This window comes from Methanofollis liminatans DSM 4140, from assembly GCF_000275865.1.
In the GTDB taxonomy this organism is placed as follows: domain Archaea; phylum Halobacteriota; class Methanomicrobia; order Methanomicrobiales; family Methanofollaceae; genus Methanofollis; species Methanofollis liminatans.
Genome location: NZ_CM001555.1, coordinates 702,318 through 726,080, shown reverse-complemented (window position 1 = coordinate 726,080; position 23,763 = coordinate 702,318). Strand labels below are relative to the sequence as shown.

The following is a 23,763-nucleotide window of genomic DNA, read 5'->3' as shown; positions in this document are numbered from 1 at the left end:
TCATTCAATCAACGTTCAAAAAGAAAGTAGCGCCCAGGACGGAATTCGAATCCGTGTCGATGCCGTGACAGGGCATCATGATAGGCCTCTACACTACCTGGGCTCGTTGCAGATCCCGCCTCCCGGAGTCGAACCGGGGACATCGCGGTAGCCGCGCGGTTACCGAAACGGCAAACCAAACTACAGCCGCGCACTCTACCAGTCTGAGTTAAGGCGGGTATTGCGTTACATAGGTGGGTTAAGGGAGTTATTAAAGGTATTGGTGGCGTCGGATGCCGGAGGAGGCATCTTTTTATACTGCGACATCGTTTTTTGAGTATGTCTCACACCAACGCAGACACAACCGGAACGAGGGGGAATCGTTTTCTTTGTCCCCGGAAATGCACGTAAGAACATAGCTCTTTTCGACACCACCCTGCGCGACGGCGAACAAACGCCGGGCGTCTCCTTCACCATCGATCAGAAGGTAGAGATCGCCCGCCAGATCGCTGCGATACGGGTCGGCACCATCGAAGCCGGATTCCCCGCCTCTTCAACCGACGAGCTGGCGGCGGTGAAGGCGATCGCCGCCGCAGAGACCGGGGCCCGGATCTGCGGGCTCTCGCGGATGAGAAAGGACGACGTCGACGCCTGCATCGAGAGCGGCGCCGACATGATCCACGTCTTCATCCCGACCTCGGACATCCAGCGGGAGCACACGATCAAAAAGACGCGCCAGGAGGTGATCGAGGCCACCGGGGCGATCGTCGCCTATGCCCGCGAGCACTTCGACCGCTGCCTCTTCTCGGCAATGGACGCCACCAGGACCGACACGGACTATTTAATCCAGGTCTGCCGGGCGGCCGTCGCCGCCGGGGCGACGACGGTGAACATCCCTGACACCGTGGGCGTGATGACGCCCTCGGCGATGAAGGAGCTGATCGCCCGCGTCGTCAGGGAGGTAAACGCCCCCATCGACGTCCACTGCCACAACGACTTCGGGCTCGCGGTCGCCAACACCCTGGCCGCCGTCGAGGCCGGCGCCGCCCAGGTCCAGGTGACCGTGAACGGCATGGGCGAACGGGCCGGCAACGCCGACCTCGCCCAGACGGTGATGGCGCTGGAAGCGATCTACGGGATCGAGACCGGGATCGACACCCCCCGCCTGGTCGAGACCTCGCGGCTCGTCTCGCGCCATGCCGGCATCAGCATCCTGCCCTACCAGCCGATCGTCGGCGAGAACGCCTTCTCGCACGAGAGCGGGATCCACTCCCACGGCGTCCTGGAGCGCTCCGATACCTTCGAGCCCGGGATCATGACCCCGGAGATGGTCGGCCACCGGCGGCGGCTGAAACTCGGCAAACACGCCGGCCGCCATGCCGTCAGGCAGACGCTCGCCGACGCCCACATGAACCCGGACGAGGCCCAGCTCGACGAGATCATGGAGAAGATGAAGGCGATCGCGGGCCGCGGCCGGCGGATCACCGACGCCGACCTGTACGCGATCGCCGAAGAGGCGATGGGAATGGCCGGCGTCGTCCATGCAGTCGAGCTGCGGGACATCGCCATCCTCACCGGCAACCACGTGATGCCCACCGCCTCGGTGAACCTGACCGTGGACGGCATCGAGAAAGTTGCGTGCAGCACCGGCAACGGCCCGGTGGACGCCGCCATGAAGGCGATCCTGGGCTGCCTGCCCAGGCCGGTCCACTTAAAGGAGTTCTCGGTGGAGTCGATCTCCGGCGGGACCGACGCCATCGGCCACGTCACGATCGCCGTGGAGGACGCCTCGGGCCGCATCTTCGACGCCTCGGCCTCCTCCGACGACATCATCATCGCCTCGGTCGAGGCGATGGTGAACGCCATCAACCTGCTCCAGCGGGTGCAGGGGAGCGAGAAGAAGGAGTAACGCTTCTTCCCGGTCAAAACCTTTTTTCCGGGTCTTCCCCCTTTCACGCGGGTGATCCCGCCATCATCTCCCGGCATGGGCCCTGCAGGCGTGCATTTCCCGGTGAGGGGAGGGGCTTCGTGCCCTTCGCACCTGGAGGAGGGGGGACGGGAAATCCGGTACGCCTCCCCTCGGGGGGCCTGCTGCCCCCCGGCCCGTCCCCGCACATGAGATCGGGGCGGGGACGGGCAAGCACGCCAGCCTTGACCATCAGGATTTTTTCATCGCCAGATGCTCCGCTCCTCCCGTTCCCTCATGTCAGGGGCAATCCTCGCGCGGGGGTCCGGGGGTGCAACCACCGGGGCGAGGGGATGGTGATGTGTGCGTGTACGGGTAATCGAGCTGCCTCTGCCGGGGGGCCTGCTGCCCCCCGGTCCCCCCGCACATGCGATTGGGGCAGGGACGGGAAAACCACTCCGGCACGCTCATCCATCATTGTTCATCGACAACTGCTCCCCCCGGCCCATCCCCGCAGATCCAGGGACAATCGCATGCGGGGGTCCGGGGGTGCAACCACCGGGCAGAGGCGGACTTCGCCATTCGTTCTGTCGTCTCTTCGCACATGGAGGGTGCGAGTTCCAGAAAGTCGAGCAGCCTCCTCCCGGGGGGCTGGCCGCCCCCCGATCCCCCCGCACATACGATAGGGACAGGGACGGGAAAGCCATGCCAACCGGACCATCAGGATTTTTTCATCGACAACTGCTCCGTGCGCCCTGTTCCCGCATATCCACGGCAATCATGCGCGGGGGTCCGGGGGTGCAACCCCCGACGCGGGGATGCAGGGAAGGCGGTTGATCGAAGACCCCTGTGGGGGAACCTCTCGCTGCCATGAAAGTAAGGTGACACGCCACCCACGATCTTGCGTCAGCCTTCGGAGATATCTATACAAAAGAGAGGGATATAATAGTCCGATCAAGTATGGACTCGGCGACAGTGCAGTGCGGCGGGGAATGCGCACGGATCGTCGGCATCCTCCGGGCGAACAGGGAACATCTCGAAAAAACCTACCATATCAGGTCCATCGGCCTCTTCGGATCGTGCCAGTGGGGCGAGGAGCACGAAGGGAGCGACGCGGATATCCTGGTCGAGTTCTCCGAGGTGCCGGGATTCTTCGATTTTCTCAGGCTCGAAGGCCACCTGACCGAAATCCAGGGACGAAAGGTAGATCTGGTCGAAAAAAGTGCACTCAAGCCCCGCATTGCTCGCCGTATCGGCAAAGAGATTGTCTCTATATAAATGCCTCACGCCAGGGAGAACGCATCCTTACCGGCGGCCCAAAGGCCCCGGAGAACACAAAGGACCATTCGGAAAAAAAGATTTATGAAGCCTGCGGAGCGCCGCCGCCGACCGCCTGCTTGATCTGGGCCTGCAACTGCTCGAACTTCGCCTGCAGGGCCTTCGCCTGCTTGTCGAGTGACTTGATGCGCAGGTCCAGGGTCTCGGCCTTCTCGCCGAGCTCGGCGAGCACCTTCTCCTTATCCTTCTGCATCATCACGGTGCCGACATTCACATAGACGGGTGCGTCGTCGGCGACCTCTTTCAGTTCCTCGACGGCGCGGTTCGTCTCCTTCACTGCCATCTCGTACTGGGCCTTCTGCCCCATCACGGTCTGGAGCTGCTGCTGGATCTGCTGCAGCATCGCAAGCTGCTGCTGCACTCTGGGTGAAACACTACTCATGCCTGATCATCTCCTGGAGTTCATCTGCCACATTGACCAGCCGGAGCCACATGTTCAGCGCCGCCCGCAGGGCATGGACGTCGGCCGCCTGCACCCTGAGCACCAGTGTCTCAGGGCCCAAGAGGGCGACCTCCTCGCGTGAACGGGAGCCCTCGACCTCACCGGCCTCAGGGGCGAGGGCGCGGTAGAGGACGGCGGCGTGCGGCGTCGCAAAGCGAAAGACCGCCTCATGCATCACTGCGCCAGCTCCAGCACGATCTGTTTCTTCTGCTGCCCGTCAAAGACGATGGACGGAGCCCCGGCTTCTGCCGGTTCTGCATCACAATATCTTTTCAGGACCTCATAAACCGATTGGTCGGCGATCCGCAGGGTGCGGTCGATGGGACCCTCCCGAACGGCGATCTGCACCAACCGGACCGGACGATCGAGGGCAACCTCTCCGCCCTCGTCCACCACCACAAGACGGATCGTCCCGTGCTCACGCGTAAAAAGTATGACGGCCTCGTCGGAAAGAGCCGCAAATCCGGTCTTTCCGCGGGCCAGATAGCGGGCGCCGGTGGCAAAGGCGAGGTGCCGCGCAAGCGCCCGCAAATCGTCCGCTGCTTTTCTGGAGGTGGTGACGACGGTCATCGAGCCTTCAGCTCTTTGATCGCAGCGCCCCTTTCCTTAAAGAGGATGCGGTGTCCGCAGTAGGGGCACCTGACATTCTTGTCGATCTCCACCTTCTGCTTGCACCGTGCACACTTGTACGTACTTGCCACGCCGCTTACTCCTGAGACTCAATCGCACGCTCAATGGTCCTGAGTGCGACACGGAGGGAGGGAGTCTGGGGCGCATAGGCGCCGCCTGCAAACTTGAAGTCGCACTTCCGGCACTGCCAGATGCCGGTGCCGACGCGGCGAACGGCCACGTGGTCACAGCGGGGGCAGGTGTGGGCGGCCTTCTCGATCTTCTCCACCTCGAGCACTCTCTTGCGGATGAACCTGCCGTACCTCGGCCCGAACCTTCCCGCACTCCCGGTGACTTTGCCTTTTGCCTTCTGCTGTTTACGCCTCGCCATAATATAATACCCCTAATTATGCTTATCTAGGTTGAACGTCCCGCTTAATATACTTGATCAAGGATCTTTACCTGCCCGTCGCCCTTCGAGAGACGGTTGACCAGGGCGTAGAAATCGCTCTGAATACCTGCAGGAATCCGGCAGACGCAGACCCACGAACCGTCGCCCAGCCACTCCTCCCGCTCGATCGTCGCCGCACCCTGCATCTCGCCATAGGCGCGGGGGGCGTGATCGGCCGGGATCTTCACGGCAAGCCGAAGCTCCTCGAACCTGATCGGCAGGATCGGCCTGAGCGCCTTCACCGTCTCCTTCACCAGTTCGTCGACGTGCTTGAAGGGGTCGATGTTCACCCGCGCCTCCTCCATCGCCAGCTCGATCCGCTGCGGCGGGTGCGGGAGTTTGGTCTGCGGGTTGATCGCGTGCCTGGAGATGAAGGTGATCACCTTCCGGCGCTTATCCTCGATCATCCGTCGCCGCTGGTCGGCCGTCAGGTGGATCTCGCCTTTCGCGAGGATCCGGCGTGCGGCCGGCTCGAAATCGGTCGTCCCGAAGACCTTCATGAGGGCCTCCTCAGACGCCCGCTCCCCGTGGGCGAAGTTCTCGAAGACCGAGTCAGCCGCAACGACATCCTCGATCGCGATCTCCTCGCCCTGCCGCACTTTCATCGCAAGCTCGGGGTCGACCGCGATCTCAAAGCGCTCGCCGTGGCTCTCAAGACGGGCCATCACCGCCCGGTCCAGCGGGATCAAACCCATCACTCCTTTTCGCCTTCAGGCGTCTCGAATTCGACCTTGTCGACGAAAGACTTCACTTCGTCGGCCTCCATCTTGCGGAAGATCGGGTTTTTCATCTCGATGACGCCGATCTCGACGGTCTGGACATCGAATTTCCCTTCGGTCGCCGCGTGCAGGGCACGCAGGCCGAGATGGATCGCCTCGGGGATCGTCATCTCGTAGCGGTACTCCTCCTCGAAGATCTTCATCACGGCCGGCCGGCCGATGCCGATCCCGGTCGCCTTGTACTCGAGGAGCGTGCCCGACGGATCGGTCTCGAAGAGGCGGGCCTCGCCCTCATAGATGCCTGCGATCAGGAGGGCGGTGCCGTACGGCCGGGCCCCGCCAAACTGCGTGTAGACCTGCATATGGTCGCAGATCTTCTTGGCAAGGCTCTCCACCTCGATCGGCTCGTCGTACGAGACCCGGTTGATCTGGGCCTCGACCCGTGCACGGTCCACAAGGAGGCGGGCGTCACCGACGAGCCCCGATGAGGCGACGCCGATATGCTCGTCGATCTGGTAGATCTTCTCGATAGAAGCAGGTTCAAGGAGGCGCGACGATACGCGCTTGTCGACGAGGAGGATCACCCCTTCGCTGCACTTGATCCCGACGGCGGTCGTCCCCCTCTTCACCGCTTCCCGTGCGTACTCGACCTGGTACAGGCGCCCGTCCGGGCTGAAGACCGTGATCGCCCGGTCATATCCCATCTGATATTGTGGTTGCATTAGATCTCCTCACGTTCACAATCTGTCAAAAAGACTATGCTCTGTTTTTTAATACCTTCTTGTAGTACATCAACCTTATGCCGCCCGTACCGAAAGGAGCGAACCTCCTTTTCACCGTACAGCGCCTGCTCGGGCGGCAGGGCATGGATCCACCCGTCCATCCGCCCTTTGAGCGCGGCGATCGTCCCTGAAACGGCGACGGTCCGCAATGCGACCCGGAGATCGCCCGCGGCGGTGACGGTGGCGCAGGCCACAGAAAGGTCGCCCTCGCACCCCCGCCGGCACCGGAGGATCGCGCACCCCCGATCAGAAAAGACGACGGCGGGCTGGATCTCGGCCGCGTGGGCATCGCCGAAGAGAGAGGTCACCGCCCCGGAGACCGCGAGGTACAGGGCCTTCTGCTCGATCTCCTGCCATGGGGGCAGCACCCTGACGAGAAGGTAACGCCTCTTCTGCCGCAGGGCCTTGGGTCTGGGCCTCACTCGACCACCCTGACCGTCTCGGGCCTGTTGAGCAGCCCCTCCACCGAGGAGAGGGCGGCCCCGGCCTCGTCCCCATCCATACCAAAGAGCGAGCAGAGCCCGATGGCCTCGCGGACGCTCCGCTGGTCGAGGACCGAGCGGGCATTGCTCGCGATGCAGAGGGGAAAGCCGTAGCGGCGGTGGAGAAAGAGGACGTCGGCATAACAGGCGAGCACCCGCTGCCGGTCGCGGCCCCGCAGGGCGACGATAGGGGCGAGATCGATTTCCACGGCAACGCCGCGCTCGCCGGCCGTCCTGGCCGCCACATGGTCGAAGGCGTTCTTCGGCCCCTGATGGACCCCCTTCAAGATGTGCACCCCCCCCAGGGAGACGGCCGAACGGGTGAAACTCTCGTCGCCCGCGCACACCGCCACCAGGGCGGCCTCAGGCGCCCGCCGCACCGCCTTCACCACGTCCTTGAACGTCCGGGCGCCGATCACGACACCCTGCACAGCACGGACGCCGAAAAACTCTCCAGCCCCTCCGGTCGAGACGATCGTCGCAAACCCGAGTTCCCGCGCCTCCAGGGCCATGCGTGGAAGCGAGGTATCGCCGGCAGGATAGGGATGCACACAGGCATCAGCATACGCCATCGGTGCACTCCGGAAAAAATGGGGAGATGGTTACTTTCCGCGGTTCGCGTTCGAGCGGATGCTCGGGCGGGTCTTCTCGGTGCCGATGCCCTTGTGCCGCTGACCGCGACCCTTGCGACCGGCCATCGTCTTGCCGCGCTCGGCCCGGCCGCGCTGGTTGGCGTTGCCGATCCAGGAGAGCTGGGGGTCGCTCATCACCGAAGGGTGGCTGCCGTCGACCAGGATGACCTCGTACCACTTGTGACGGCCGTCCTGACCGACCCAGTAGGAGTTGAGCACTTCCATGTTCGGGTACTTCTTCGAGGCGCGCTCCTCGGCGATCCGCTGGATGCTCTTGCCGGCGGTGATCCGGCGCATGCCCATCCGTGCGGTCCTGCGACCGCGCACGTATCTGGACTTCCTGCGACCGCCGCGGCGGACGCTGGCCCGCACGACGATGACGCCCTGCTTCGCCTTGTAGCCGAGGGTGTGCGCACGGTCGATACGGGTCGGGCGGTCGAGGCGGACAACCGAGCCTTCGCGCCGCCATACCTGCATCCGCTCCCAGAGGAGGGACTTGACCCCGGTTTCAGCCGGGTTTCTCCATGCCTCGCGAACGTAGGCATACATTGACTTTGCCATTGATAATCACCTTCAGGTTCAGCGCTGGTTTCGCGCCACATTCCTTCACGGGACTGATCCCGCAGGTCTGTATTGGTATGTTCCAGAGAGATATTAATCGCTCGGTCAGAGCGCGCCCTTCCGTTTCTCGATCACGCGGATGCCCTCGATGCGGGTGTGCGGGTACTGACCGTCCGCATCCTTCTCAGCCGACTTCACCATGTCCCAGACGGTGAGGAGCGCCGCAGAGACGCCGGTCAGGGCCTCCATCTCGACCCCGGTCTTGCCGTACGAGCGGACGCGGACCACGGCCTCGATGGCGCCCTCGGCCTCGTCGAACTCCACCTCCACCCCGCCCAGGGCGAGGGGATGGCACATCGGGATGATCCTAGGAGTGTCCTTCACCGCGAGGGTGGCGGCGACGCGGGCGGTGGCCAGGACGTTCCCCTTGATCGTCGTCCCGGACCGGATCGCCTCCAGGGTCTCGGGCCGCAGATAAATCCTGCCGGCGGCGACCGCTTCCCTGACGACATCGGGCTTTGCCGAGACGTCGACCATGCGAGCGCGGTCGTCGGCGATATGGGTGAACTCAACCATAGAGTACTTCTGGGATATGGGGGAGCATCTCTGTTGCGGTCATCCCGGCGTCCCTTCCTGCCGCCGCCGCCTCGCCGGCGCGGCCGTTCGCGTACGCCGCGGCACACGCCGCATCGAAGGCGGAAAGCCTGCAGAAGAGGGCGGCGGCCACCCCGGCGAGGACGTCGCCGGTGCCGCCGACGGTCATCGCGGGGCAGCCGGTGCGGTTGAACCTGACCCGCTCCCCGTCCGAGACGATGTCGGTCGCGCCCTTGAGGAGGACGGCCGCCCCCGCGGGGACAGCGTCGCGCACGGTGCGGGCGCGTTCAGCAAGACCGCCGGCGAGGGAGCGGCCGGTCATCCGGACAAACTCGGCGGCATGAGGGGTGTAGATCGTCGCCGCCCCGGCTGGGAGGGGGATGCGGAGGGCGTCGGCATCGAGGACGAGGCGGGGCGCCACCCGGGCGAGCGCCTCCACCACCGCATGGCTCCGGGTCCCGAGACCGTTGCCGCAGAGGACGACGTCGGCCCGTTCGGCCATGGGAATGAGGACCTCCAGGTGCTCCTCGCCCACGACGGCCCCGGCGAGCGGGACGTGGATCAGGTCGGGGCAGGGGACGTACGCCGGCGAGGCGACCCTGACGAGGTCGGCCCCGGCCCGCAGCGCCGCCATCCCGGCAAGGAACGGCGCACCCTGGTACGGCCCGCCGCCGACGACGAGCACCTCGCCGCCCGCCCCCTTGTGCGCTCCGGGCGATTTCGGCCGCAGGCAGAGGAGGTCGCCCGGCCCGGCAAAGACCTCGGCGGCGAGGGGGATCCCGATCCCGGCCGCCCGCACCCCGGGCGCCTTGGGACGGTGGAAGGCAAGGACGAGGTCGGATCTGGTCCCGGGCGTCGGGACGTCGGCGGCGACGATCCGGGCGGCGCTCCTGTTCGCGAGCCCGATCATCGCGGCGAGGGGGTCCCTGGGCGCGCCATGGACCCCGGTGCCGAGCATGGCGTCGACGATGGCGTCGGCCCGCTCGAAGAGGGGGGCGAGCGCCTCCACCCCGGCCGGCACCGCCACCTCGTGGACGGCGACGGCGCAGTGGTGCAGGGCCGCCATCTGGGCGAGGAACTCAGGGGTGGCAGAGCCGCACGCCGGGACGACGACGTCGACCGTCAGGTCCTGGAGATGGCGGGCGGCGACCAGGCCGTCCCCGCCGTTGTTCCCGCGGCCGCAGAGGACGAGCACCCGTTCGGGGGCGGACTCCCGCACCGCACAGGCAAGGGCGAGACCGGCCGCCTCCATCAGCCGGATGCCCGGGATGCCGAGGGCGATGGCGTTTTGGTCCACGGCGCGCATCCGCTCAGGGGAGATGACGCCGGCCTCGCAGAAGGCGGCGAGTTCCACCAGGTCCGGGGAGAGAAGATCCTGCATATCCGCACCTATGCATCAGAGCGATAGATAGTTTTTGACCGATGGGTCGGTTATATCAGATCAGGTGCCGACCTGAAAGGGAATGAGTCTTGAGGGCGACGTCAGGGCGGCGGCCGGGCGCATCTGCGAGGCCGAACGGGTGACGGTCATCTCGCATATCGACGCCGACGGGATCACCAGCCTCTCCATCCTGATGCAGGCGATCACGCGCGCCGGGATCGAGGCGGTGCCGGTCTTCGTGCGGCAGCTCGAGCCCCTGATGATGCACCGCGTCCCGCAGGACGACACCCTCAAGGTCTTCGCCGATCTCGGCGCCGGGCAGCAGAACCTCCTGGAGGCGCACGGGCTGAAAGATGACCGCGTGGTGATCGTCGACCACCATGTCACGCAGGACGTGGAGACCCCGTACCTGCAGGTCAACGCCCTGCCGTACGGCCACGCGAAGTTCTCCGCCGCCGGCGCCGCATACCTGGTGGCGCAGGCGATCGACGCCGACAACCGGGACCTTGCAAAGCTCGCCGTGATCGGGAACGTCGGCGACATGATGGCGCGGGAGGACTGCGGGCTCGTCGGGCCGGCGCGGCAGATCGTCGACGACGGGCTCGAGTACGGGAACGTCGAGGCGAGAAAGGACCTCAACTGCTACGGCATCTCGACGCGGCCTCTTGCAAACTGCCTCGCCTACAGCGACGACCCCTTTATCGAGGGGATCACGAACAGCCTGCCCGGCACCCGCCGGCTGCTCGCCCGCCTCGGCATCCCCGAACGGACGCGCAAAGGGCAGTGGCGGGTCTGGGAAGACCTTTCAGGGGAGGAGCGGCAGGCGATCGCCTCGGCCCTTGCCGAGCAGGTGGTCGCCCACGGCGGCCGGGCCGACCGGCTCTGCGCCGAGGTCTATCTCTTCCCGGACGAGACCGAGAAGACGGCGCTGCGCAACGCCGCCGAGTATTCGACCCTGCTCAACGCCTGCGGGCGCTGGGCGCGCCCCGAGGTCGGGAGCGCCATCTGCGCCGGCGACCGGGGCGAGGCTGTGCGCGAGGCCGGGCACATGCTCACCCACCACCGGGCGGTGATCAGGGAACTCCTGAACCATATCCTGGAGACCGGGGTGACCGAGCTCGACGCCGTCCAGTACATCCATGTCGGCGATAGGTTCCCCGACACGATCGTCGGCATCGGGGCCGGGATGGCCCTGTCAAGGCTCAACCGGGAAAAACCGATCCTGGTGATGTGCACGCTCCCCGACGATCCCGACCTTACCAAGGTCTCGATGCGGGCGACCGAACGGATGGTCGGCAGCGGCATCGATCTCCAGGAGGCGCTCATCGAGGCCTCAGGCTCCTTCGGCGGCGCGGCAGGCGGCCATGCCGTCGCAGCCGGAGCATATATTCCAAAAACAGCAGAAGAGGAGTTTGTTCAGCGTGTTGACAGGAGCATCAAAAGACAGCGCGGAGCGGCAGGTCAGGGCAATCGCTGACTTCCAGTTCGGCAGGGGAGCGGGCGCAGCCCTCTTCCCGCCGGGCTGCAGGTACGTGCGCTCCAAAACCCGCCGCGTCCGTCAGGTGATGATCGGCGAGGAGCGGATCGTCACCCTGCGGGCCCAGGACGGGCGCTTCACCCTCGGGATCGAGGGCGCCCGCCGCCTTGCGGCTGCGATGCCGGCCCCGGCCTACCGGGTCAGGATCGCTGAGGAAGTCGCAGAGTATATCGCCCAGGGCAAGAACGCCTTTGCAAAGCATATCGCCGCCGCCGACCCCGAGATCAGGCCGGGCGACGAGGTGATCCTGGTCAGGGACGGCGACGAGGTGATCGCCACCGGCGAGGCCGTGCTCTCGGGTGCGGAAATGCTGGCATTTAATTACGGAGTAGCGGTAAATGTTAGAAAAGGAGGAAAGTAAGCGTGTTTCCAGGCGGTAAAATCAACCCGAAAAAGATGAAGCAGATGATGAAGCAGCTCGGCATGGAGATGGAGACGATCGAGGACGTCCGCCGGATCGTCATCGAGACCGGCTCAGGCAATTACGTCTTCGACGGGGCCGAGGTCGTCGCCACCATCATGCAGGGGGTCACCACCTACCAGATCACCGGCGAGGCGCGGTTCGAGCCCGCCGCCATCGAGATCCCTGAAGACGACGTCAGGCTCGTGATGGAGCAGACCGGCGCATCGGCAGACGCCGCACGGGGGGCGCTGAAGGCCACCGGCGGCGACATTGCCGAGGCGATCCTGCGTCTGACCGCTGCATGATCGAGGAGGGAGAGCGCCTGGTCCTCGTCCTCGGGACGAGAGAATATTATGTCCGCGCCGGGGAGGGCACCCTCTCCACCGACCTCGGCATGCTCGACCTCGCCAGCCTCATCGGCATGGACTACGGCGGTATCATCGCCACCCACCTGGGGAAGGAGTTCGTGGTCCGCCGCCCCCGTGCGACCGACTTTTTTGCGCATGCCTCCAGGACCGGCGCCCCCATGCTCCCGAAGGACATCGGCATGGTCATCGCCTACACCGGCATGAACCGGAACGACGATGTCCTCGACGCCGGCACCGGCAGCGGGATTGCGGCGATCTACTTCGGCGGCATCGCCCGCCAGGTGGTCACCTGCGAGGTCCGCCCGGAGTTTGCGAAGAAGGCCGAGAAGAACATCAGGGACGCCGGGCTCGAGAACGTCGAGGTGCGGGCCTGCGACGTCCTCGAGGCCGACGGGGAGTACGATGTCGTCCACCTCGACCTCGGGGTGCGGGAGGAGCATATCGCCCACGCCTACCGGCTTGTCAGGCCGGGCGGCTACCTCGCCTGCTACACGCCCTTCATCGAGCAGATGTCGGCCGCCTACGACGCGGCCGCAAACCTCTTTTCCGAGGTGCACACCTACGAATGCATGGAGCGGGAGATGACGCGGGGGAGCCGCGGCACCCGCCCCTCGACCCGGGTCGGGCATTCGGGCTATATCACCATCGCAAGGCGGTAAGATGCGTCATATCATCTCAATCAAGGATTTCGAGAAGAGGGATATCGAGGCCCTCCTCGACCGTGCCGAAGCGATCGACGCCGGCACCTACGACCGGCACGCCCTGGACGACCGGATCCTGGGCGTGCTCTTCTTCGAACCGTCCACGCGGACCAGGATGTCCTTTGAGGCGGCGATGGCCCGTCTCGGCGGGACCTCCATCGACATGGGCGGGGTCGAGGCGAGTTCGGTCGTGAAAGGCGAGACCCTTGCAGACACGATCAGAGTGGTGAGCGGCTACGCCGACGCCATCGTGCTCCGTCACCCCAAAGAAGGGGCGGCCAGGCTTGCTGCCGAGTTCTCCTCGGTCCCGGTGCTCAACGCCGGCGACGGCGCCGGGCAGCACCCGTCCCAGACCCTCATCGACCTCTACACGATCAGGCAGGCGATGCCCCTCGACGGGATCGACGTCGGGCTGCTCGGCGACCTCCGCTACGGACGGACCGCCCACTCCCTCGCCTACGCCCTCACCGAGTTCAACGTCACCCTCCACACCCTGGCCCCGCAGAGCCTGGAGATGCCCCCGAACGTGATGGAGGGGCTCAAAGACCGCGGCGTCGAGGTGGTCAGGCACGAAGACATCGAGGAGTTCACCGCCAGCCTGGACGTGATGTACGTCACCCGGATCCAGCGCGAGCGCTTCCCTGACACCGCCTCGTACTATGCGGTCGCCTCCAGCTACCGCGTGACCCCCGAACTGCTGGAGCGGGCGCGGGAACAGATGATCGTCCTCCACCCCCTCCCAAGGGTGGACGAGATCGATCCGGGCGTCGACGCCCTCCCGCACGCCCGCTACTTCGAGCAGGCGAGAAACGGGATCCCGATCAGGATGGCCCTCCTGCTGGGGGTGATGGGATGAGCAGCGAGCCGAAATGCCTGCAGATCAGCCCGATCAAGAACGGGACGGTGATCGACCATATCACGGCCGGCGAGGCCTTCAACGTCCTGCGGATCCTCGGGATCACCGGGACGACCGAGGAGCGTCTCTCCGTCGCCACGAATGTGGTGAGCCGCAAGTCTGAGAGAAAAGACATCGTCAAGATCGAGAACCGGGAACTGCGGAAGGAGGAGGTGGACCGGATCGCCCTGATCGCCCCGAACGCCACGATCAACATCATCAGGAACTACCAGGTCTTTGAGAAGAAGGGCGTCGATATCCCGGAGATCCTCCACGGCGTCGTCAGGTGCCCGAACCCGGGCTGCATCACCAATACGAGAGAGCCAATCCAGAGCCGGTTCGAGGTGACAGAGAAGGGGCTCCACTGCCTCTACTGCGACTGGTACCTCACCGAGGACATCGCCGGGCATATTATCTGAAAGATTCCTCTTTTTTTCCGGTCCGGTAAAATCTGGTGCTTCGTTTTGTTTACCTGGGTGGCCTCCTCGCGATAGGGCCTGGATCAGACAGACGAGGGCCCCGGGAGCTGCACCAGGCACGCCCTGATCACAGGTTGGCGTGGCACAGGAGGACGGCAGGCCCCCCAGCAGGGGGCTACTCGATTTTCTAGAACTCTCGCCCTCCAGGTGCGAAGATGCGATAATTACTCGGGGTGGAGAGGACACCGCGCCGGGGGTTTCACCCCCGGACCCCCGCGCGAGGATTGCCCCTGATATGAGGAAACGGGAGGAGCGGTGCATCTGTCGATGAAAAAATCCTGAGGGACCGGGCGGAGCATCTGTCGATGAACAATGATGGATGCGTGTGCCAGCGTGGTTTTCCCGTCCTTGCCCCAATCGCAATCGGCAGGGGGACCGGGGGGCAGCAGGCCCCCCGGCAGGGGCTGCTCGATTTTCCAGAACCCGCACGTCCTCAACGTGAAGAGATGATAGAACGAATAGCAAAGTTCTCATCTGCCGGGGGTTGCACCCACGGACCCCCACGCGCGATTGCCGTGGATACGCGGGGACGGGGGGGGCGGAGCATCTCTCGATGAAAAATGATGGGTGGATGAGCCGGAGTGGTTTGCCCGTCCCTTCCCCTATCGCAGTTTTACGGGGCAGCCAGCCCCCCGGCAGGGGCGTAACCAGATTTCCCATCCCCCACACACCTGAACCCCGGCACGCAGATCAACCACCCTTTCATCGATGCAAGCGTCCTGAAACACTCCCCGCCTACCTCTCCAGCGCCGATCTCACATGCAGGCGGCATTGCGTTGCCGCACCGGGATTGCACACTCCGCAACACCTATCACACGACCGGAGCAATTGAGTGATTGCTTTCCCCATCCAGCGGGCAAAAAAGCCGCATCGAGCACCAGGAGATAAAAAAAACATGGAACACTCACCCTCCTCAAAGGCGATCACGCTCACACCCATCGGGATCGTCAGGAACGACCTTGCAGCACCGCTGCTCGTCGCGGACGGCGACGGCCTGAAGGTGAACGAGGTGCCGAAGGCCGCGTTGAAGAAGTTCAACCAGGCGTCTGATGCGCGTTCGAAGATCGTCATCAGGGAAGACCTCTCCGATCTCCTCGACGGCATCGAAGACTACTCCCACATCGTGGTGCTCTACTGGGGTCACGGGATCACCGACGAGGCCCGGTCCTTAAGACGCGTTCACCCGGTCGGCCGCACCGATTATCCATTGAAAGGCATCTTCTCCACCTGCAGCCCGGCCCGCCCCAACCCGGTGCTGATGACGGTGGTCAGGTTGTGGGAGAAGGACGGCACCACATTGACCGTCTCCGGCCTGGACGCCATCGACAGAAGCCCGGTCCTGGACCTCAAACCCTATGTGGGTGAGTCCTACCCGCGGGACGGTGTTTCTGTCCCCGAGTGGATGGAGCGGATCATGGGAGAGTTAAGGGGGGTGTGAGGCCGGGGGCTCTTACCCCTTGGGCCGCCGCGTGTGATTGGCCCTGGAAGTGAGATGACGGGCCGAGCGGTGTAGTCCTCAATGAAAAATTCTGGATGGTCGTGCCGGGGCGCTTTTATGGGTTCCTGCCCTCAATCGCACCGGCGGGGGGTGTGTCGGGGGGCAGCCAGCCCCCCGGCTGGTGTCTGCTCAGGCATTCAGGAACCCTCATGCTCTCAGCGCCTGGATGCGGAAGTATCCCCGAGGGTGGAGCGGACACCGCCCGGGGGTTGCACCTCCAGACCCCCGCGTGCGATTGCCCTGGAAATGCGGGGGACGGGCGGAGCGGCGTGGTCCTCAATGAAAAATTCCGGGTGGTCGTGCCGGTGTGATTTTGCCGGTTCCTGCTCCTCACACACTCCGCGCATGAAGGCGCAGGCGAGCACCTCTCTCACCCGATCAGGTGCCCGGCCTCGTCGATCTCGCCCCTGATGATCCGCGTCGAGGAGATCCACCGTCCGTCCTCGGCGAGCACGCAGGCGATCTGGTAGATCTCCACCATCTTTTTTCCCTTCGCCCGGCGGAGTCTGTTGATCTCCAGGGCGACCGGCAGGGTCTCTTCAGAGACGACCAGGATATCGAAGTTTGCTTCGAGCGCCGAGCCGTAGCGGTCGTTCAGCTCCTCGATCTCCCAGGCGGCGCCGGGGGGGAGGCTCCTCACATACCGCTCCAGCGCCGCCCGCCTCTGCTCGTACTGCATCACCGGGTGGCTCTTCCTGCCCGCGAAGGCGTCTGAGGAGAGGCCGATCACCACCTTTCCTTCCGGCCCCGCAAGTTCGAACGAGCGCGATATCAGTTTCTTATGGCCGGCATGAAGGGGGGAGAAGGTGCCCCCCACCATAATCTTCATCCATAGTCATGGGGTACCAGTACTATTAGTATGAACCACAATCTGCGCATCGGCGATGAGGTCTTCATTGCGGAAAACGCCACGCTCGTCGGGGACGTCACCATCGGCGACAGATCCGGCGTCTGGTTCGGCGCCGTGGTGCGGGGCGACCGCGACCGGATCGTCATCGGCGCCGGCTCCAACATCCAGGACAACGCCACCGTCCACGGCTCTGCCGGCCACCCGACGATCGTCGGGGATATGGTCTCGGTCGGGCACGGGGCGATCATCCACGGCTGCACCATCTCCGACGAGGTGCTCGTCGGCATGGGAGCGATCGTGATGAACGGGGCGGTCGTCGGCGAGGGCTCGATCATCGGCGCAGGTGCGGTGGTCACCGAGGGGAAGGTCGTCCCGCCGGGTTCGGTGGTGCTCGGCGTCCCGGGCAAGATCGTCAGGCAGGTCGACGAGGCCGGGCGCGAAGGGATCAGGGAGAACGCCCGGGTCTATATCGAGATGGCCGGGAGGTACAGGCGTGGCTGAGGTGGTCGTCGTCGGCGGCGGGATCGCCGGCATCCAGGCGGCGCTCGACATCGCGCAGCACGGTGTCCGGGTCCATCTCGTCGAGAAAGAACCGACGATCGGCGGGCACATGGCGATGCTCGACAAGACCTTCCCGACAAACGACTGCTCGATGTGCATCCTCTCCCCGAAGATGGTCGAGGTGGAGCGCCACCCCCTGATCACCGTCCACACCTGCACCGAGGTGACCGGGGTCGAGGGCGAGGTCGGCGACTTCACGGTCAGGATGCGCCGCTACCCCAGGTACGTGGACGAGGAGCGGTGCAACGGCTGCGGCGACTGCACCGAGGTCTGCCCGGTCGAGGTCTACAACCGTTTCGACGCCGGGATCGGGGTGAGAAAGGCGATCTACCGCCCGATGCCCCAGTCGGTCCCGAATATCACGATCAGGGATGCAGAGCACTGCATCGACTGCGGGCTCTGCTACGAGGCCTGCGGCCGCGAGGCCGTCCTCCACGACGATGAGGACCGTGAAGAGGAATTCAGCGTGAAAGCGGCGAGCCTCGTGATCACCACCGGCTACGGCACCTTCGACCCGCGAAAGAAGGGAAACCTCAGGTACCTCAGCATTCCCGACGTGATCACCAGCCTGGAGTTCGAGCGGATGATCAACGCGAGCGGCCCGACGGCCGGGGAGATGAGGCGCCTCTCCGACGGCACCCTCCCGGAAAGCGTCGTCTTCCTCCAGTGCGTCGGCTCGCGGGACATGCAGGTCGACCGGCCGTACTGCTCCTGCGTCTGCTGCATGGCGGCGGTGAAAAACGCGATCCTGATCAGGGAGCACCACCCCGAGATCGCCGTGACGGTGCTGTACATCGACCTCAGGGCCTATGGCAAGGGCTACGAGGAATACTTCAACCGCGCCGAGGAGATGGGCGTCCGCTTCCTGCGCGGGCTGCCCGGCGAGATCGCGCAGAAGAACGGCGGCATCGAGTTGCAGGTGGAGAACTCGGAGACCGGCGAGGTGGAGACCCTCCACCCGGGCCTCGTCGTCCTCTCGGTCGGGATGGAGCCGCCGGCAGGGATGGAGGAACTCGCCGAACGCCTCGGGATAACGCTTGAGAAGACCGGGTTCGTCCAGACGCAGGACGAGAAGATGAACACCGTGGCGACGATCAGGCCGGGGATCTACGTGGCCGGCACCGCGGTGGCGCCAAAGGATATCCCTGACTCCGTGGCGATGGGCGGGGCGGCGGCGATGCGGGCGTACACCGACGCCCTGCGGGCCGGTCCATGATCCCGCGGACGATCGAGCGGGTGGATGGGGCGATCCGCTTCATCGACCAGACCCTCCTGCCCGAACGCCTTGAGATCGTGGAGTGCACCGATATCGAGCGGCTGGCAGGGGCGATCCGCCGCCTGGAAGTCAGGGGCGCTCCGGCCCTCGGGATCGCCGGGGCGTACGGCGTCGCCCTTGCGGCGATCCAGAGCGAAGAACAGGATCTCGACGCCTTTCTGGCAGAGGTCTCGGCGGCCGCGGACTACCTGCGGGGCACGCGCCCGACGGCGGTGAACCTGGGCTGGGGGATCGACCGGGTGCTCGCGGCGGTCAGAGGAGCCGGCTCTATCGAGGCCGGGAGGGAGGCGGCGGTCGCCGTCGCTGACGCCGTCGCAGAGGAGGACGAGGAGACCTGCCGCCGGATCGGGGCGCACGGCGCCGCCCTCCTCCCCGAGAACGCCCGGGTGCTCACCCACTGCAACGCCGGCGCCCTCGCCTGCGCCACCTGGGGGACGGCCCTCGGGGTGATCAGGTCGGCGGTCGCGGCCGGAAAGACGGTCTCGGTCACCGCCTGCGAGACCAGGCCCCTGCTGCAGGGCGCACGCCTCACCGCCTGGGAACTCGCCGCCGACGGTATTCCCGTGCGGGTGATCACCGACGCGACGGCGGCCTTCCTGATGCGGCGCGGCGAGATCGACTGCGTCGTCGTCGGCGCCGACCGGATCACCGACGACGCCGTCTTCAACAAGATCGGCACCTACATGCACGCCGTCTGCGCCCGGCACCACGGCATCCCCTTCTACGTGGCCGCCCCACTCTCGACCTTCGACCCGGGGCGATCCGAGACCGACGTGACGATCGAGGAGCGGGGCCGGGAGGAGGTCGCCGCCTTCAACGGGAAGCAGACCGTCCCGGACGGCGTCGGGTGCACGAACTATGCCTTCGACGCCACCCCGCTCGACCTCGTATCAGGGATCATTACGGAAACCGGGGTCCTCCTGCCGCCATACGACTCCATGCCCCGACCCCGGCATATATAAACGGGCCCACCGAATAGTGTAGCAATGTTCCTCGACTCCCCGCTCTGGACGCAGGCGATGTTCCTCATCGGCGAGGTGACGGTCTTTTTGATCCTCGGCATGTTCGTCGCATCCCTCGCCCTCATCTTCATCATGACGCTCTCCATCCAGCGGGGGAAAGTCTATTTTCCGCGGCTCATCAAGAGCGGGATGGTCTTCCTCGAAGGGATGGTCAGGGGGATCTGCAAGTTCTTCGGGTTTGAAGACCAGGACCTCATCAAGTTCTCGATCCGGCTGCACAACACGATGAACTTGAAGCAGTTCGAGGAGATCCCGGTCGAAAAGCGGGCGATATACCTGCCCCAGTGCCTGCGGTCGGCCGCGTGCCCGGCGCACCTCACCCCCGAGGGGCTCGTCTGCCGCCGCTGCGGCCGGTGCGATATCGGCCGGGAGATCGATAGTTATGAGGCGATGGGATACCGCGTCTTCATCGCTCCTGGCTCCACCCTGATCAAGAGAATGATGAAAAAATACCGGCCCGAGGCGATCGTCGGCGTCGGATGCCTGATGGAGATAAAAGAGGGGCTCGAACTCTGCGACCGCGCCGGTGTTGTCGGGATGGGGGTCGTCACCCTGAAGGACGGGTGCGTCGAGACCCTCCTCGACTGGCACGAACTGCGGGATATCGCGGTTATTGGTTTGCCTGATTCCCGATGACCTTCACATTTCTGCCGATGAGCCGGGTGCTCAGGATCCTGCCGTAGACATAGATCGTGGCGTCGCTCTTCACCTCGCCGACCTTGATCCCCGGGCGCAGAATGATGTCGCCCCCGGCAGCGACCGATTTTACGATGACGTTGTCCGAGATGGTGACGTTTTCCCCGACCGAAAGGGCCCCTTTGATCCTGACGCTCCGCCCGATGACGCCGGACTTGCACCGCACATCCTTGCCGACCGTGGAGAGGGCGCCCAGTTCGAGCCGGCCGTCGACATCGAGCGATCCCCAGATGTGGGTCTCAGGCGGGACGATAAAGTCCCCGGGTATGTGGACATTCCCGTCAAAAAAAGAACCTTTTGGGGCGATATAGGTGTCTCCGCTCTGATAGACCTTCATATAATACCACTAGGATCATGCACCCCCACCATTAAAAAATTTAGGAAAGGAGCGCCGCGGCTGTGAAGATCAGGAGGGAGAGGAACATCCCCTTCTTCAGGGTGGCGGTGACGCCGGAGCGGCGGATGCAGGCGGGCGTCGTGCACCCCCGCACCGCGAGGGAGCGGTAGAGCACCCCGGCATTGAGCAGGCCGATCGCCGCCAGATAGGGCAGGCCCCACCACCGGAAGACCGGGAGCATGGAGAGAAGGGCGGCGGCGAGGGCGAAGGCGAAGGCGATGCCGACGCTCCGGTCCACGCCGACGATCATCGGCAGGGTCCGCGCCCCGCCGGCGCGGTCCCCTTCGATATCCTCGGCGTCCTTGAGGACCTCCCGTGCCGTCATCGCAAGGAAGGTGACGCCGGCCACCGGCAGGGTGGCAAGAAGGCCGTCCATCCCGGCGAAGGCCCCGCCGAAGAGGAAGATCGAGGCCGAGAGGTAGGCGACGGCGAGGTTGCCGAGAAACGGCGTCGCCTTCAGCCGGACGGCGTAGAGGACAAGAAGCGCCGAGTTGAAGAGGGCGATCGCAAGGCAGAGCGGGTTTGTGAGGAGGGCGAGGAGGTTGCCGGCGGCAAAGAGCAGCGCCGCGTAGATGAGCGCCCCACGCATGGAGACCGTGCCCGCCGGGATCGGCCTCTCGGGCCGGTTGACGGCGTCTATCCCGGCGTCGCAGTAGTCGTTGACGACGTTGCCGGCCGCCGTGACAAAGGCGACGATCCCGACGAGTACGGCGGCCTCCGGGACGAGGGTGCCGGTGGCGATGAGGGAGCCGAGCACGCCGGCAAGCCCGGCGATGATGCTGTTGACCGGCCGGGTGATGGTGAGATAGCCGTACATCTGGAAAAAAATGCGACGGCGGGGTATTTCAAGATTGGCTGGCAGTCCACCACGGGCGGGCCGGCGGGTCCTGGCGGAGGCGCCCCTGCCAGACCTCGTCGGTGAGGCGGCCCGAGAGGGGGACGGTGAACTCGTAGTACGAGAAGACCGGGCCGGCGGCGAGGGTGACCGACCCGTCGGGCGCCGGACAGGCGGCGACGACGAGGCCGGTATAGCCCACCCCCTCCTCCAGGACGAGGTCGTGGTACGGATCGGTGTGGACGTCGGCCACGATCGCCGTCGTCTTTGCCCGGTCGTCGACGCCGGTCAGGGTGCCGTCGAGGAGACTGCCGACACCCCTGATGAAGGCGTGATCGGCGGCGGTGAGGGGGCTGCCCTCCAGCTCCTGCACCGAGATGGCGGCGAGGCGATCGAGGGCCACATCGAGCGTCTGCAGGCGCCGCTCCGAGACCGGATCGAGGGCTTCGAGGGAGGCAAGCCCTTCCCGCGTCATCGCGGTGAGGGCGTGGAGACGGGTGTAGAACTCAGGCACCGGCTCCACATACCCCGGGACCGCCTGCTCCTCAGGTTTGACCGAGATCGCCCGGCCGAAGGTGTAACTCTGCTTCGCATAGAGGATCGTGTCGTGGCGCAGCTCGGTCCACGAGGCAAGGGCGGTGGTCAGTTCCTTCTCCTGCCATGCAGGGGTCTGCATGAAGGCCGGGTAGCCGTCCCCGAAGGTGGCGAGGAGCGGGCGGAGGGTATAGAGCCAGCCCCAGTAGAGGTTCCTGTTCCACCCGCTCTCGTTCACGGCGGCAAACTCCCCCTCCAGCCTCCCATAGACCTCGTCATAGTGGAGGTACCGGCTGTCCCCGCCCGCGTCCAGGAGGGCGGCGGCCCGCTCTGATCCGAGGAGGGACATGAGGTCGAGGCCGGTCGGGATCGCCCGCTCGCCCTGTACAAGGGTGAACGGCGCACCGGTCCCGGTGAAGGCGCCGGTGTAGGGCGAGACCAGCCCAGAAAAGACGTACGAGTCGGGAACGAACCGCTGGCCCATGAACCGGAAGCCTATGGTGGCGTCGAGGGCCTTTTGCCCCTCTTTCTCGTTGCCGACTGCACGGTAGCCGGTGCCGCTGTAGATCGCCGGGGGCGGGCGGGTGCGGAGTTCGGCCTGGAGGAGGGCGGTTTCGTCCGCGGTGAGGGTGCGGTTCACCCCGCCGGGCGCCTTTTTCATCGCCTCGATGTAGTGGCGCGGGCCGAGGTCGTCGGAGTAACCGGCATAGAAGGCAGTGACCTCGTAGATCCGGTTCCAGCGCGCCATCAGTGACGGGTCGGCATCGAGCGCCGCGGCGATCTGGGCGGCGGCCGCCGTCTGGACCGCTGCCTCCTCTGCGCTGACGATCGAGCCCTCGTCACCGCCGGTGAGAAGGAAGGTCATCCGCCCGTGCCACATCATCGCCAGGAAATAATTTTTCAGCCGCATTGATCGCGTATAGTGGCCTCGCGGGAGGTACTGCGAATAGTCCTCGGCATACGTGAAGATCGGGCTCTCCGCCACACCGGCGCGTCCCCGGATCAGGGCGAGTTCGTCGACGGCGGCGGACGGGAGGGAGGATGGAGGCAGATAGCGCGCCGCATCGTCAGGGGTAAAGCCCGTATTCTCCCCGTCCGCGGACGGCGCCAGAAGGGCGAGGGCCACGGCGAAGTAGGCGGCGTTTCGCCGGGCCGCCTCCAGTGCCTGCCCATCGGCAGCGGCCATGGTCTCGACCGAGGCGTTGAAGAGGGCGGCGTCGAGGGTCCAGAGATCGTCGTAGAACTGCTCCTCCTCGATCGTCCGCATCGTCTCGTCGAACTGGATGTGGTAGAGGTGAAGGACCGAATCGGCGGTGACGAAGACCGGGATGCCGCGCTCTTTCAGGACGGTGTACGGCCTGACCATGTCGGTCTCCCGCGGGTTGAAGGGGTTCTCGATCGCCACAAACCCGTTCTGTTCGAGGAGAGCAGTTGCATTCCGGTCCAGGGAGAGGCCGGCGGCCACCGCCCCCCAGTTCCAGACGCTCTCCGGGTCGAGGGGGAGGCGATAGGACGGCGAGGCCGGGGTGAGGTTGAGGGGAAGGGATCGGTAATACGCGCTCACCGCGCTGCCGCCTGCCGTGAGGGGGGAATCGTTCTCAGGCGGTTCTTCGCCGCCGCCGGTACACCCGGCCGTCAGCAGGACCACGGCGGCAACACCCAGGACCAGCACTGTCCACTCCATATCCCCCCATGGGCATGACTGCGGATAAAGATGCGGATGACTGCGAAGATTTTCGTAACAAAAAGGACGGGCTTGGGGGGATTTGAACCCCCGGCGTTCAGCTTAGGAGGCTGACGCCATGTCCTGGCTAGGCCACAAGCCCCGGGACTCT

29 protein-coding genes and 3 tRNA genes are annotated in these 23,763 nt (G+C 65.3%); 13 read left to right on the top strand and 19 right to left on the bottom strand.

The window, feature by feature from the left end:
- Positions 1–30: 30 nt before the first annotated feature.
- Both METLI_RS03650 and METLI_RS03645 read right to left on the bottom strand, forming a co-directional pair.
- A tRNA-Asp gene (locus METLI_RS03650) sits at positions 31–103 on the bottom strand.
- A gap of 10 nt (positions 104–113) precedes the next feature.
- Positions 114–218, bottom strand: a tRNA-Tyr gene (locus METLI_RS03645).
- 140 nt (positions 219–358) lie between these two features.
- On the opposite strand from METLI_RS03645, the gene METLI_RS03640 reads away from it, so the two are divergent.
- Entirely contained in the window at positions 359–1,888 is a 1,530-nt protein-coding gene (locus METLI_RS03640) for a 2-isopropylmalate synthase (protein WP_004038120.1), read from the top strand.
- Between the two features lie 957 nt (positions 1,889–2,845).
- Complete coding sequence (locus METLI_RS03635; RefSeq protein WP_004038118.1) at positions 2,846–3,163, top strand: nucleotidyltransferase family protein; 318 nt, start codon at positions 2,846–2,848, stop codon at positions 3,161–3,163.
- Between the two features lie 82 nt (positions 3,164–3,245).
- Here the strand turns inward: METLI_RS03635 and METLI_RS03630 are convergent, their stop codons facing one another.
- The 12 genes from METLI_RS03630 to METLI_RS03580 all read right to left on the bottom strand — a co-directional run bounded on the left by METLI_RS03630 (position 3,246) and on the right by METLI_RS03580 (position 9,876).
- A complete protein-coding gene (locus tag METLI_RS03630) occupies positions 3,246–3,605 on the bottom strand; it encodes a prefoldin subunit beta (RefSeq protein ID WP_004038117.1) in 360 nt (119 codons plus the stop codon).
- Complete coding sequence (locus tag METLI_RS03625; RefSeq protein ID WP_004038116.1) at positions 3,598–3,840, bottom strand: KEOPS complex subunit Pcc1; 243 nt, start codon at positions 3,838–3,840, stop codon at positions 3,598–3,600. The genes METLI_RS03630 and METLI_RS03625 overlap by 8 nt, the downstream gene beginning before the upstream one ends.
- Positions 3,840–4,235: a Brix domain-containing protein gene (locus METLI_RS03620; protein WP_004038115.1), complete on the bottom strand. Its 396-nt coding sequence runs from the start codon at positions 4,233–4,235 to the stop codon at positions 3,840–3,842. Before METLI_RS03620 ends, METLI_RS03625 begins: the two co-directional genes overlap by 1 nt.
- The gene (locus METLI_RS12680) at positions 4,232–4,366 is read right to left on the bottom strand and encodes a DNA-directed RNA polymerase subunit P (RefSeq protein WP_004038114.1); all 135 of its coding nucleotides are present in this window, start codon (positions 4,364–4,366) and stop codon (positions 4,232–4,234) included. Before METLI_RS12680 ends, METLI_RS03620 begins: the two co-directional genes overlap by 4 nt.
- Before the next feature lie 5 nt (positions 4,367–4,371).
- A complete protein-coding gene (locus METLI_RS03615; RefSeq protein ID WP_004038113.1) occupies positions 4,372–4,665 on the bottom strand; it encodes a 50S ribosomal protein L37ae in 294 nt (97 codons plus the stop codon).
- Positions 4,666–4,709: 44 nt separating this feature from the next.
- Positions 4,710–5,414, bottom strand: coding sequence for a ribosome assembly factor SBDS (locus METLI_RS03610; protein ID WP_048104024.1), 705 nt, complete (start codon positions 5,412–5,414; stop codon positions 4,710–4,712).
- A 5-nt stretch (positions 5,415–5,419) separates the two neighbouring features.
- On the bottom strand, positions 5,420–6,166 hold the full coding sequence (gene psmA, locus METLI_RS03605) for an archaeal proteasome endopeptidase complex subunit alpha (RefSeq protein ID WP_004038111.1): 747 nt from the start codon (positions 6,164–6,166) through the stop codon (positions 5,420–5,422).
- Positions 6,166–6,648: an Rpp14/Pop5 family protein gene (locus METLI_RS03600; RefSeq protein ID WP_004038110.1), complete on the bottom strand. Its 483-nt coding sequence runs from the start codon at positions 6,646–6,648 to the stop codon at positions 6,166–6,168. The genes psmA and METLI_RS03600 overlap by 1 nt, the downstream gene beginning before the upstream one ends.
- On the bottom strand, positions 6,645–7,280 hold the full coding sequence (locus METLI_RS03595) for an RNase P subunit p30 family protein (RefSeq protein ID WP_004038109.1): 636 nt from the start codon (positions 7,278–7,280) through the stop codon (positions 6,645–6,647). The genes METLI_RS03600 and METLI_RS03595 overlap by 4 nt, the downstream gene beginning before the upstream one ends.
- Before the next feature lie 30 nt (positions 7,281–7,310).
- Positions 7,311–7,901 (bottom strand): 50S ribosomal protein L15e, encoded by a 591-nt coding sequence (locus METLI_RS03590; RefSeq protein WP_004038107.1) that lies wholly within the window; start codon positions 7,899–7,901, stop codon positions 7,311–7,313.
- A 105-nt stretch (positions 7,902–8,006) separates the two neighbouring features.
- A complete protein-coding gene (gene moaC / locus METLI_RS03585; protein ID WP_004038106.1) occupies positions 8,007–8,477 on the bottom strand; it encodes a cyclic pyranopterin monophosphate synthase MoaC in 471 nt (156 codons plus the stop codon).
- The gene (locus METLI_RS03580) at positions 8,470–9,876 is read right to left on the bottom strand and encodes a bifunctional ADP-dependent NAD(P)H-hydrate dehydratase/NAD(P)H-hydrate epimerase (RefSeq protein ID WP_004038105.1); all 1,407 of its coding nucleotides are present in this window, start codon (positions 9,874–9,876) and stop codon (positions 8,470–8,472) included. The genes moaC and METLI_RS03580 overlap by 8 nt, the downstream gene beginning before the upstream one ends.
- Positions 9,877–9,958: 82 nt before the next feature.
- Here METLI_RS03580 and METLI_RS03575 point away from each other — a divergent pair, with 82 nt between their 5' ends.
- The 7 genes from METLI_RS03575 to METLI_RS03545 all read left to right on the top strand — a co-directional run bounded on the left by METLI_RS03575 (position 9,959) and on the right by METLI_RS03545 (position 15,697).
- Positions 9,959–11,353, top strand: a complete 1,395-nt coding sequence (locus tag METLI_RS03575) for a single-stranded-DNA-specific exonuclease RecJ (RefSeq protein WP_004038099.1) — start codon at positions 9,959–9,961, stop codon at positions 11,351–11,353.
- On the top strand, positions 11,298–11,774 hold the full coding sequence (locus tag METLI_RS03570) for a PUA domain-containing protein (protein WP_004038097.1): 477 nt from the start codon (positions 11,298–11,300) through the stop codon (positions 11,772–11,774). Before METLI_RS03575 ends, METLI_RS03570 begins: the two co-directional genes overlap by 56 nt.
- A 35-nt stretch (positions 11,775–11,809) precedes the next feature.
- Entirely contained in the window at positions 11,810–12,121 is a 312-nt protein-coding gene (locus tag METLI_RS03565; RefSeq protein WP_394295872.1) for a nascent polypeptide-associated complex protein, read from the top strand.
- On the top strand, positions 12,118–12,843 hold the full coding sequence (locus METLI_RS03560; protein WP_004038093.1) for a methyltransferase domain-containing protein: 726 nt from the start codon (positions 12,118–12,120) through the stop codon (positions 12,841–12,843). The genes METLI_RS03565 and METLI_RS03560 overlap by 4 nt, the downstream gene beginning before the upstream one ends.
- A 1-nt stretch (position 12,844) precedes the next feature.
- On the top strand, positions 12,845–13,741 hold the full coding sequence (gene pyrB, locus METLI_RS03555) for an aspartate carbamoyltransferase (protein ID WP_004038091.1): 897 nt from the start codon (positions 12,845–12,847) through the stop codon (positions 13,739–13,741).
- On the top strand, positions 13,738–14,199 hold the full coding sequence (gene pyrI, locus METLI_RS03550) for an aspartate carbamoyltransferase regulatory subunit (protein WP_004038089.1): 462 nt from the start codon (positions 13,738–13,740) through the stop codon (positions 14,197–14,199). Before pyrB ends, pyrI begins: the two co-directional genes overlap by 4 nt.
- Positions 14,200–15,154: 955 nt before the next feature.
- A complete protein-coding gene (locus METLI_RS03545; RefSeq protein WP_004038087.1) occupies positions 15,155–15,697 on the top strand; it encodes an SAM-dependent methyltransferase in 543 nt (180 codons plus the stop codon).
- Positions 15,698–16,127: 430 nt separating this feature from the next.
- Here the strand turns inward: METLI_RS03545 and METLI_RS03540 are convergent, their stop codons facing one another.
- Positions 16,128–16,586: a phosphopantetheine adenylyltransferase gene (locus tag METLI_RS03540; protein ID WP_048103610.1), complete on the bottom strand. Its 459-nt coding sequence runs from the start codon at positions 16,584–16,586 to the stop codon at positions 16,128–16,130.
- A gap of 30 nt (positions 16,587–16,616) precedes the next feature.
- On the opposite strand from METLI_RS03540, the gene METLI_RS03535 reads away from it, so the two are divergent.
- Genes METLI_RS03535 through METLI_RS03520 form a run of 4 tightly spaced genes read left to right on the top strand, consistent with a single transcriptional unit; the run spans position 16,617 to position 20,102 of the window.
- Positions 16,617–17,108, top strand: coding sequence for a gamma carbonic anhydrase family protein (locus METLI_RS03535; protein WP_004038082.1), 492 nt, complete (start codon positions 16,617–16,619; stop codon positions 17,106–17,108).
- On the top strand, positions 17,101–18,384 hold the full coding sequence (locus METLI_RS03530) for a CoB--CoM heterodisulfide reductase iron-sulfur subunit A family protein (protein WP_004038080.1): 1,284 nt from the start codon (positions 17,101–17,103) through the stop codon (positions 18,382–18,384). The genes METLI_RS03535 and METLI_RS03530 overlap by 8 nt, the downstream gene beginning before the upstream one ends.
- Positions 18,381–19,406 carry an S-methyl-5-thioribose-1-phosphate isomerase gene (gene mtnA, locus METLI_RS03525; protein ID WP_004038077.1) on the top strand — a complete coding sequence of 342 codons (1,026 nt, stop codon included), beginning with the start codon at positions 18,381–18,383 and terminating at the stop codon, positions 19,404–19,406. The genes METLI_RS03530 and mtnA overlap by 4 nt, the downstream gene beginning before the upstream one ends.
- A 24-nt stretch (positions 19,407–19,430) precedes the next feature.
- Positions 19,431–20,102, top strand: coding sequence for a DUF116 domain-containing protein (locus METLI_RS03520; RefSeq protein ID WP_004038075.1), 672 nt, complete (start codon positions 19,431–19,433; stop codon positions 20,100–20,102).
- On the opposite strand, the gene METLI_RS03515 is transcribed toward METLI_RS03520, so the two are convergent.
- The 4 genes from METLI_RS03515 to METLI_RS03500 all read right to left on the bottom strand — a co-directional run bounded on the left by METLI_RS03515 (position 20,077) and on the right by METLI_RS03500 (position 23,754).
- On the bottom strand, positions 20,077–20,499 hold the full coding sequence (locus tag METLI_RS03515; protein ID WP_004038071.1) for a hypothetical protein: 423 nt from the start codon (positions 20,497–20,499) through the stop codon (positions 20,077–20,079). The two genes, METLI_RS03520 and METLI_RS03515, sit on opposite strands and share 26 nt — an antisense overlap.
- A gap of 40 nt (positions 20,500–20,539) precedes the next feature.
- Positions 20,540–21,376 (bottom strand): geranylgeranylglycerol-phosphate geranylgeranyltransferase, encoded by an 837-nt coding sequence (locus METLI_RS03510; protein WP_004038070.1) that lies wholly within the window; start codon positions 21,374–21,376, stop codon positions 20,540–20,542.
- 28 nt (positions 21,377–21,404) lie between these two features.
- On the bottom strand, positions 21,405–23,612 hold the full coding sequence (locus METLI_RS03505; protein ID WP_004038069.1) for a DUF3160 domain-containing protein: 2,208 nt from the start codon (positions 23,610–23,612) through the stop codon (positions 21,405–21,407).
- A gap of 67 nt (positions 23,613–23,679) precedes the next feature.
- Positions 23,680–23,754 (bottom strand) — tRNA-Arg (locus tag METLI_RS03500).
- Positions 23,755–23,763: the final 9 nt, after the last annotated feature.

Excerpts from the sequence above, each read along its gene's own strand:
- METLI_RS03635 (WP_004038118.1), top strand. The coding sequence starts at position 2,846 with ATGGACTCGGCGACAGTGCAGTGCGGCGGGGAATGCGCACGGATCGTC.
- METLI_RS03630 (WP_004038117.1), bottom strand. The coding sequence starts at position 3,605 with ATGAGTAGTGTTTCACCCAGAGTGCAGCAGCAGCTTGCGATGCTGCAG.
- METLI_RS03625 (WP_004038116.1), bottom strand. The coding sequence starts at position 3,840 with ATGCATGAGGCGGTCTTTCGCTTTGCGACGCCGCACGCCGCCGTCCTC.
- METLI_RS03620 (WP_004038115.1), bottom strand. The coding sequence starts at position 4,235 with ATGACCGTCGTCACCACCTCCAGAAAAGCAGCGGACGATTTGCGGGCG.
- METLI_RS03615 (WP_004038113.1), bottom strand. The coding sequence starts at position 4,665 with ATGGCGAGGCGTAAACAGCAGAAGGCAAAAGGCAAAGTCACCGGGAGT.
- psmA (WP_004038111.1), bottom strand. The coding sequence starts at position 6,166 with ATGCAACCACAATATCAGATGGGATATGACCGGGCGATCACGGTCTTC.
- METLI_RS03595 (WP_004038109.1), bottom strand. The coding sequence starts at position 7,280 with ATGGCGTATGCTGATGCCTGTGTGCATCCCTATCCTGCCGGCGATACC.
- METLI_RS03590 (WP_004038107.1), bottom strand. The coding sequence starts at position 7,901 with ATGGCAAAGTCAATGTATGCCTACGTTCGCGAGGCATGGAGAAACCCG.
- moaC (WP_004038106.1), bottom strand. The coding sequence starts at position 8,477 with ATGGTTGAGTTCACCCATATCGCCGACGACCGCGCTCGCATGGTCGAC.
- METLI_RS03580 (WP_004038105.1), bottom strand. The coding sequence starts at position 9,876 with ATGCAGGATCTTCTCTCCCCGGACCTGGTGGAACTCGCCGCCTTCTGC.
- METLI_RS03575 (WP_004038099.1), top strand. The coding sequence starts at position 9,959 with ATGAGTCTTGAGGGCGACGTCAGGGCGGCGGCCGGGCGCATCTGCGAG.
- METLI_RS03565 (WP_394295872.1), top strand. The coding sequence starts at position 11,810 with ATGAAGCAGATGATGAAGCAGCTCGGCATGGAGATGGAGACGATCGAG.
- METLI_RS03560 (WP_004038093.1), top strand. The coding sequence starts at position 12,118 with ATGATCGAGGAGGGAGAGCGCCTGGTCCTCGTCCTCGGGACGAGAGAA.
- pyrB (WP_004038091.1), top strand. The coding sequence starts at position 12,845 with ATGCGTCATATCATCTCAATCAAGGATTTCGAGAAGAGGGATATCGAG.
- pyrI (WP_004038089.1), top strand. The coding sequence starts at position 13,738 with ATGAGCAGCGAGCCGAAATGCCTGCAGATCAGCCCGATCAAGAACGGG.
- METLI_RS03545 (WP_004038087.1), top strand. The coding sequence starts at position 15,155 with ATGGAACACTCACCCTCCTCAAAGGCGATCACGCTCACACCCATCGGG.
- METLI_RS03540 (WP_048103610.1), bottom strand. The coding sequence starts at position 16,586 with ATGAAGATTATGGTGGGGGGCACCTTCTCCCCCCTTCATGCCGGCCAT.
- METLI_RS03535 (WP_004038082.1), top strand. The coding sequence starts at position 16,617 with ATGAACCACAATCTGCGCATCGGCGATGAGGTCTTCATTGCGGAAAAC.
- mtnA (WP_004038077.1), top strand. The coding sequence starts at position 18,381 with ATGATCCCGCGGACGATCGAGCGGGTGGATGGGGCGATCCGCTTCATC.
- METLI_RS03520 (WP_004038075.1), top strand. The coding sequence starts at position 19,431 with ATGTTCCTCGACTCCCCGCTCTGGACGCAGGCGATGTTCCTCATCGGC.
- METLI_RS03515 (WP_004038071.1), bottom strand. The coding sequence starts at position 20,499 with ATGAAGGTCTATCAGAGCGGAGACACCTATATCGCCCCAAAAGGTTCT.
- METLI_RS03510 (WP_004038070.1), bottom strand. The coding sequence starts at position 21,376 with ATGTACGGCTATCTCACCATCACCCGGCCGGTCAACAGCATCATCGCC.
- METLI_RS03505 (WP_004038069.1), bottom strand. The coding sequence starts at position 23,612 with ATGGAGTGGACAGTGCTGGTCCTGGGTGTTGCCGCCGTGGTCCTGCTG.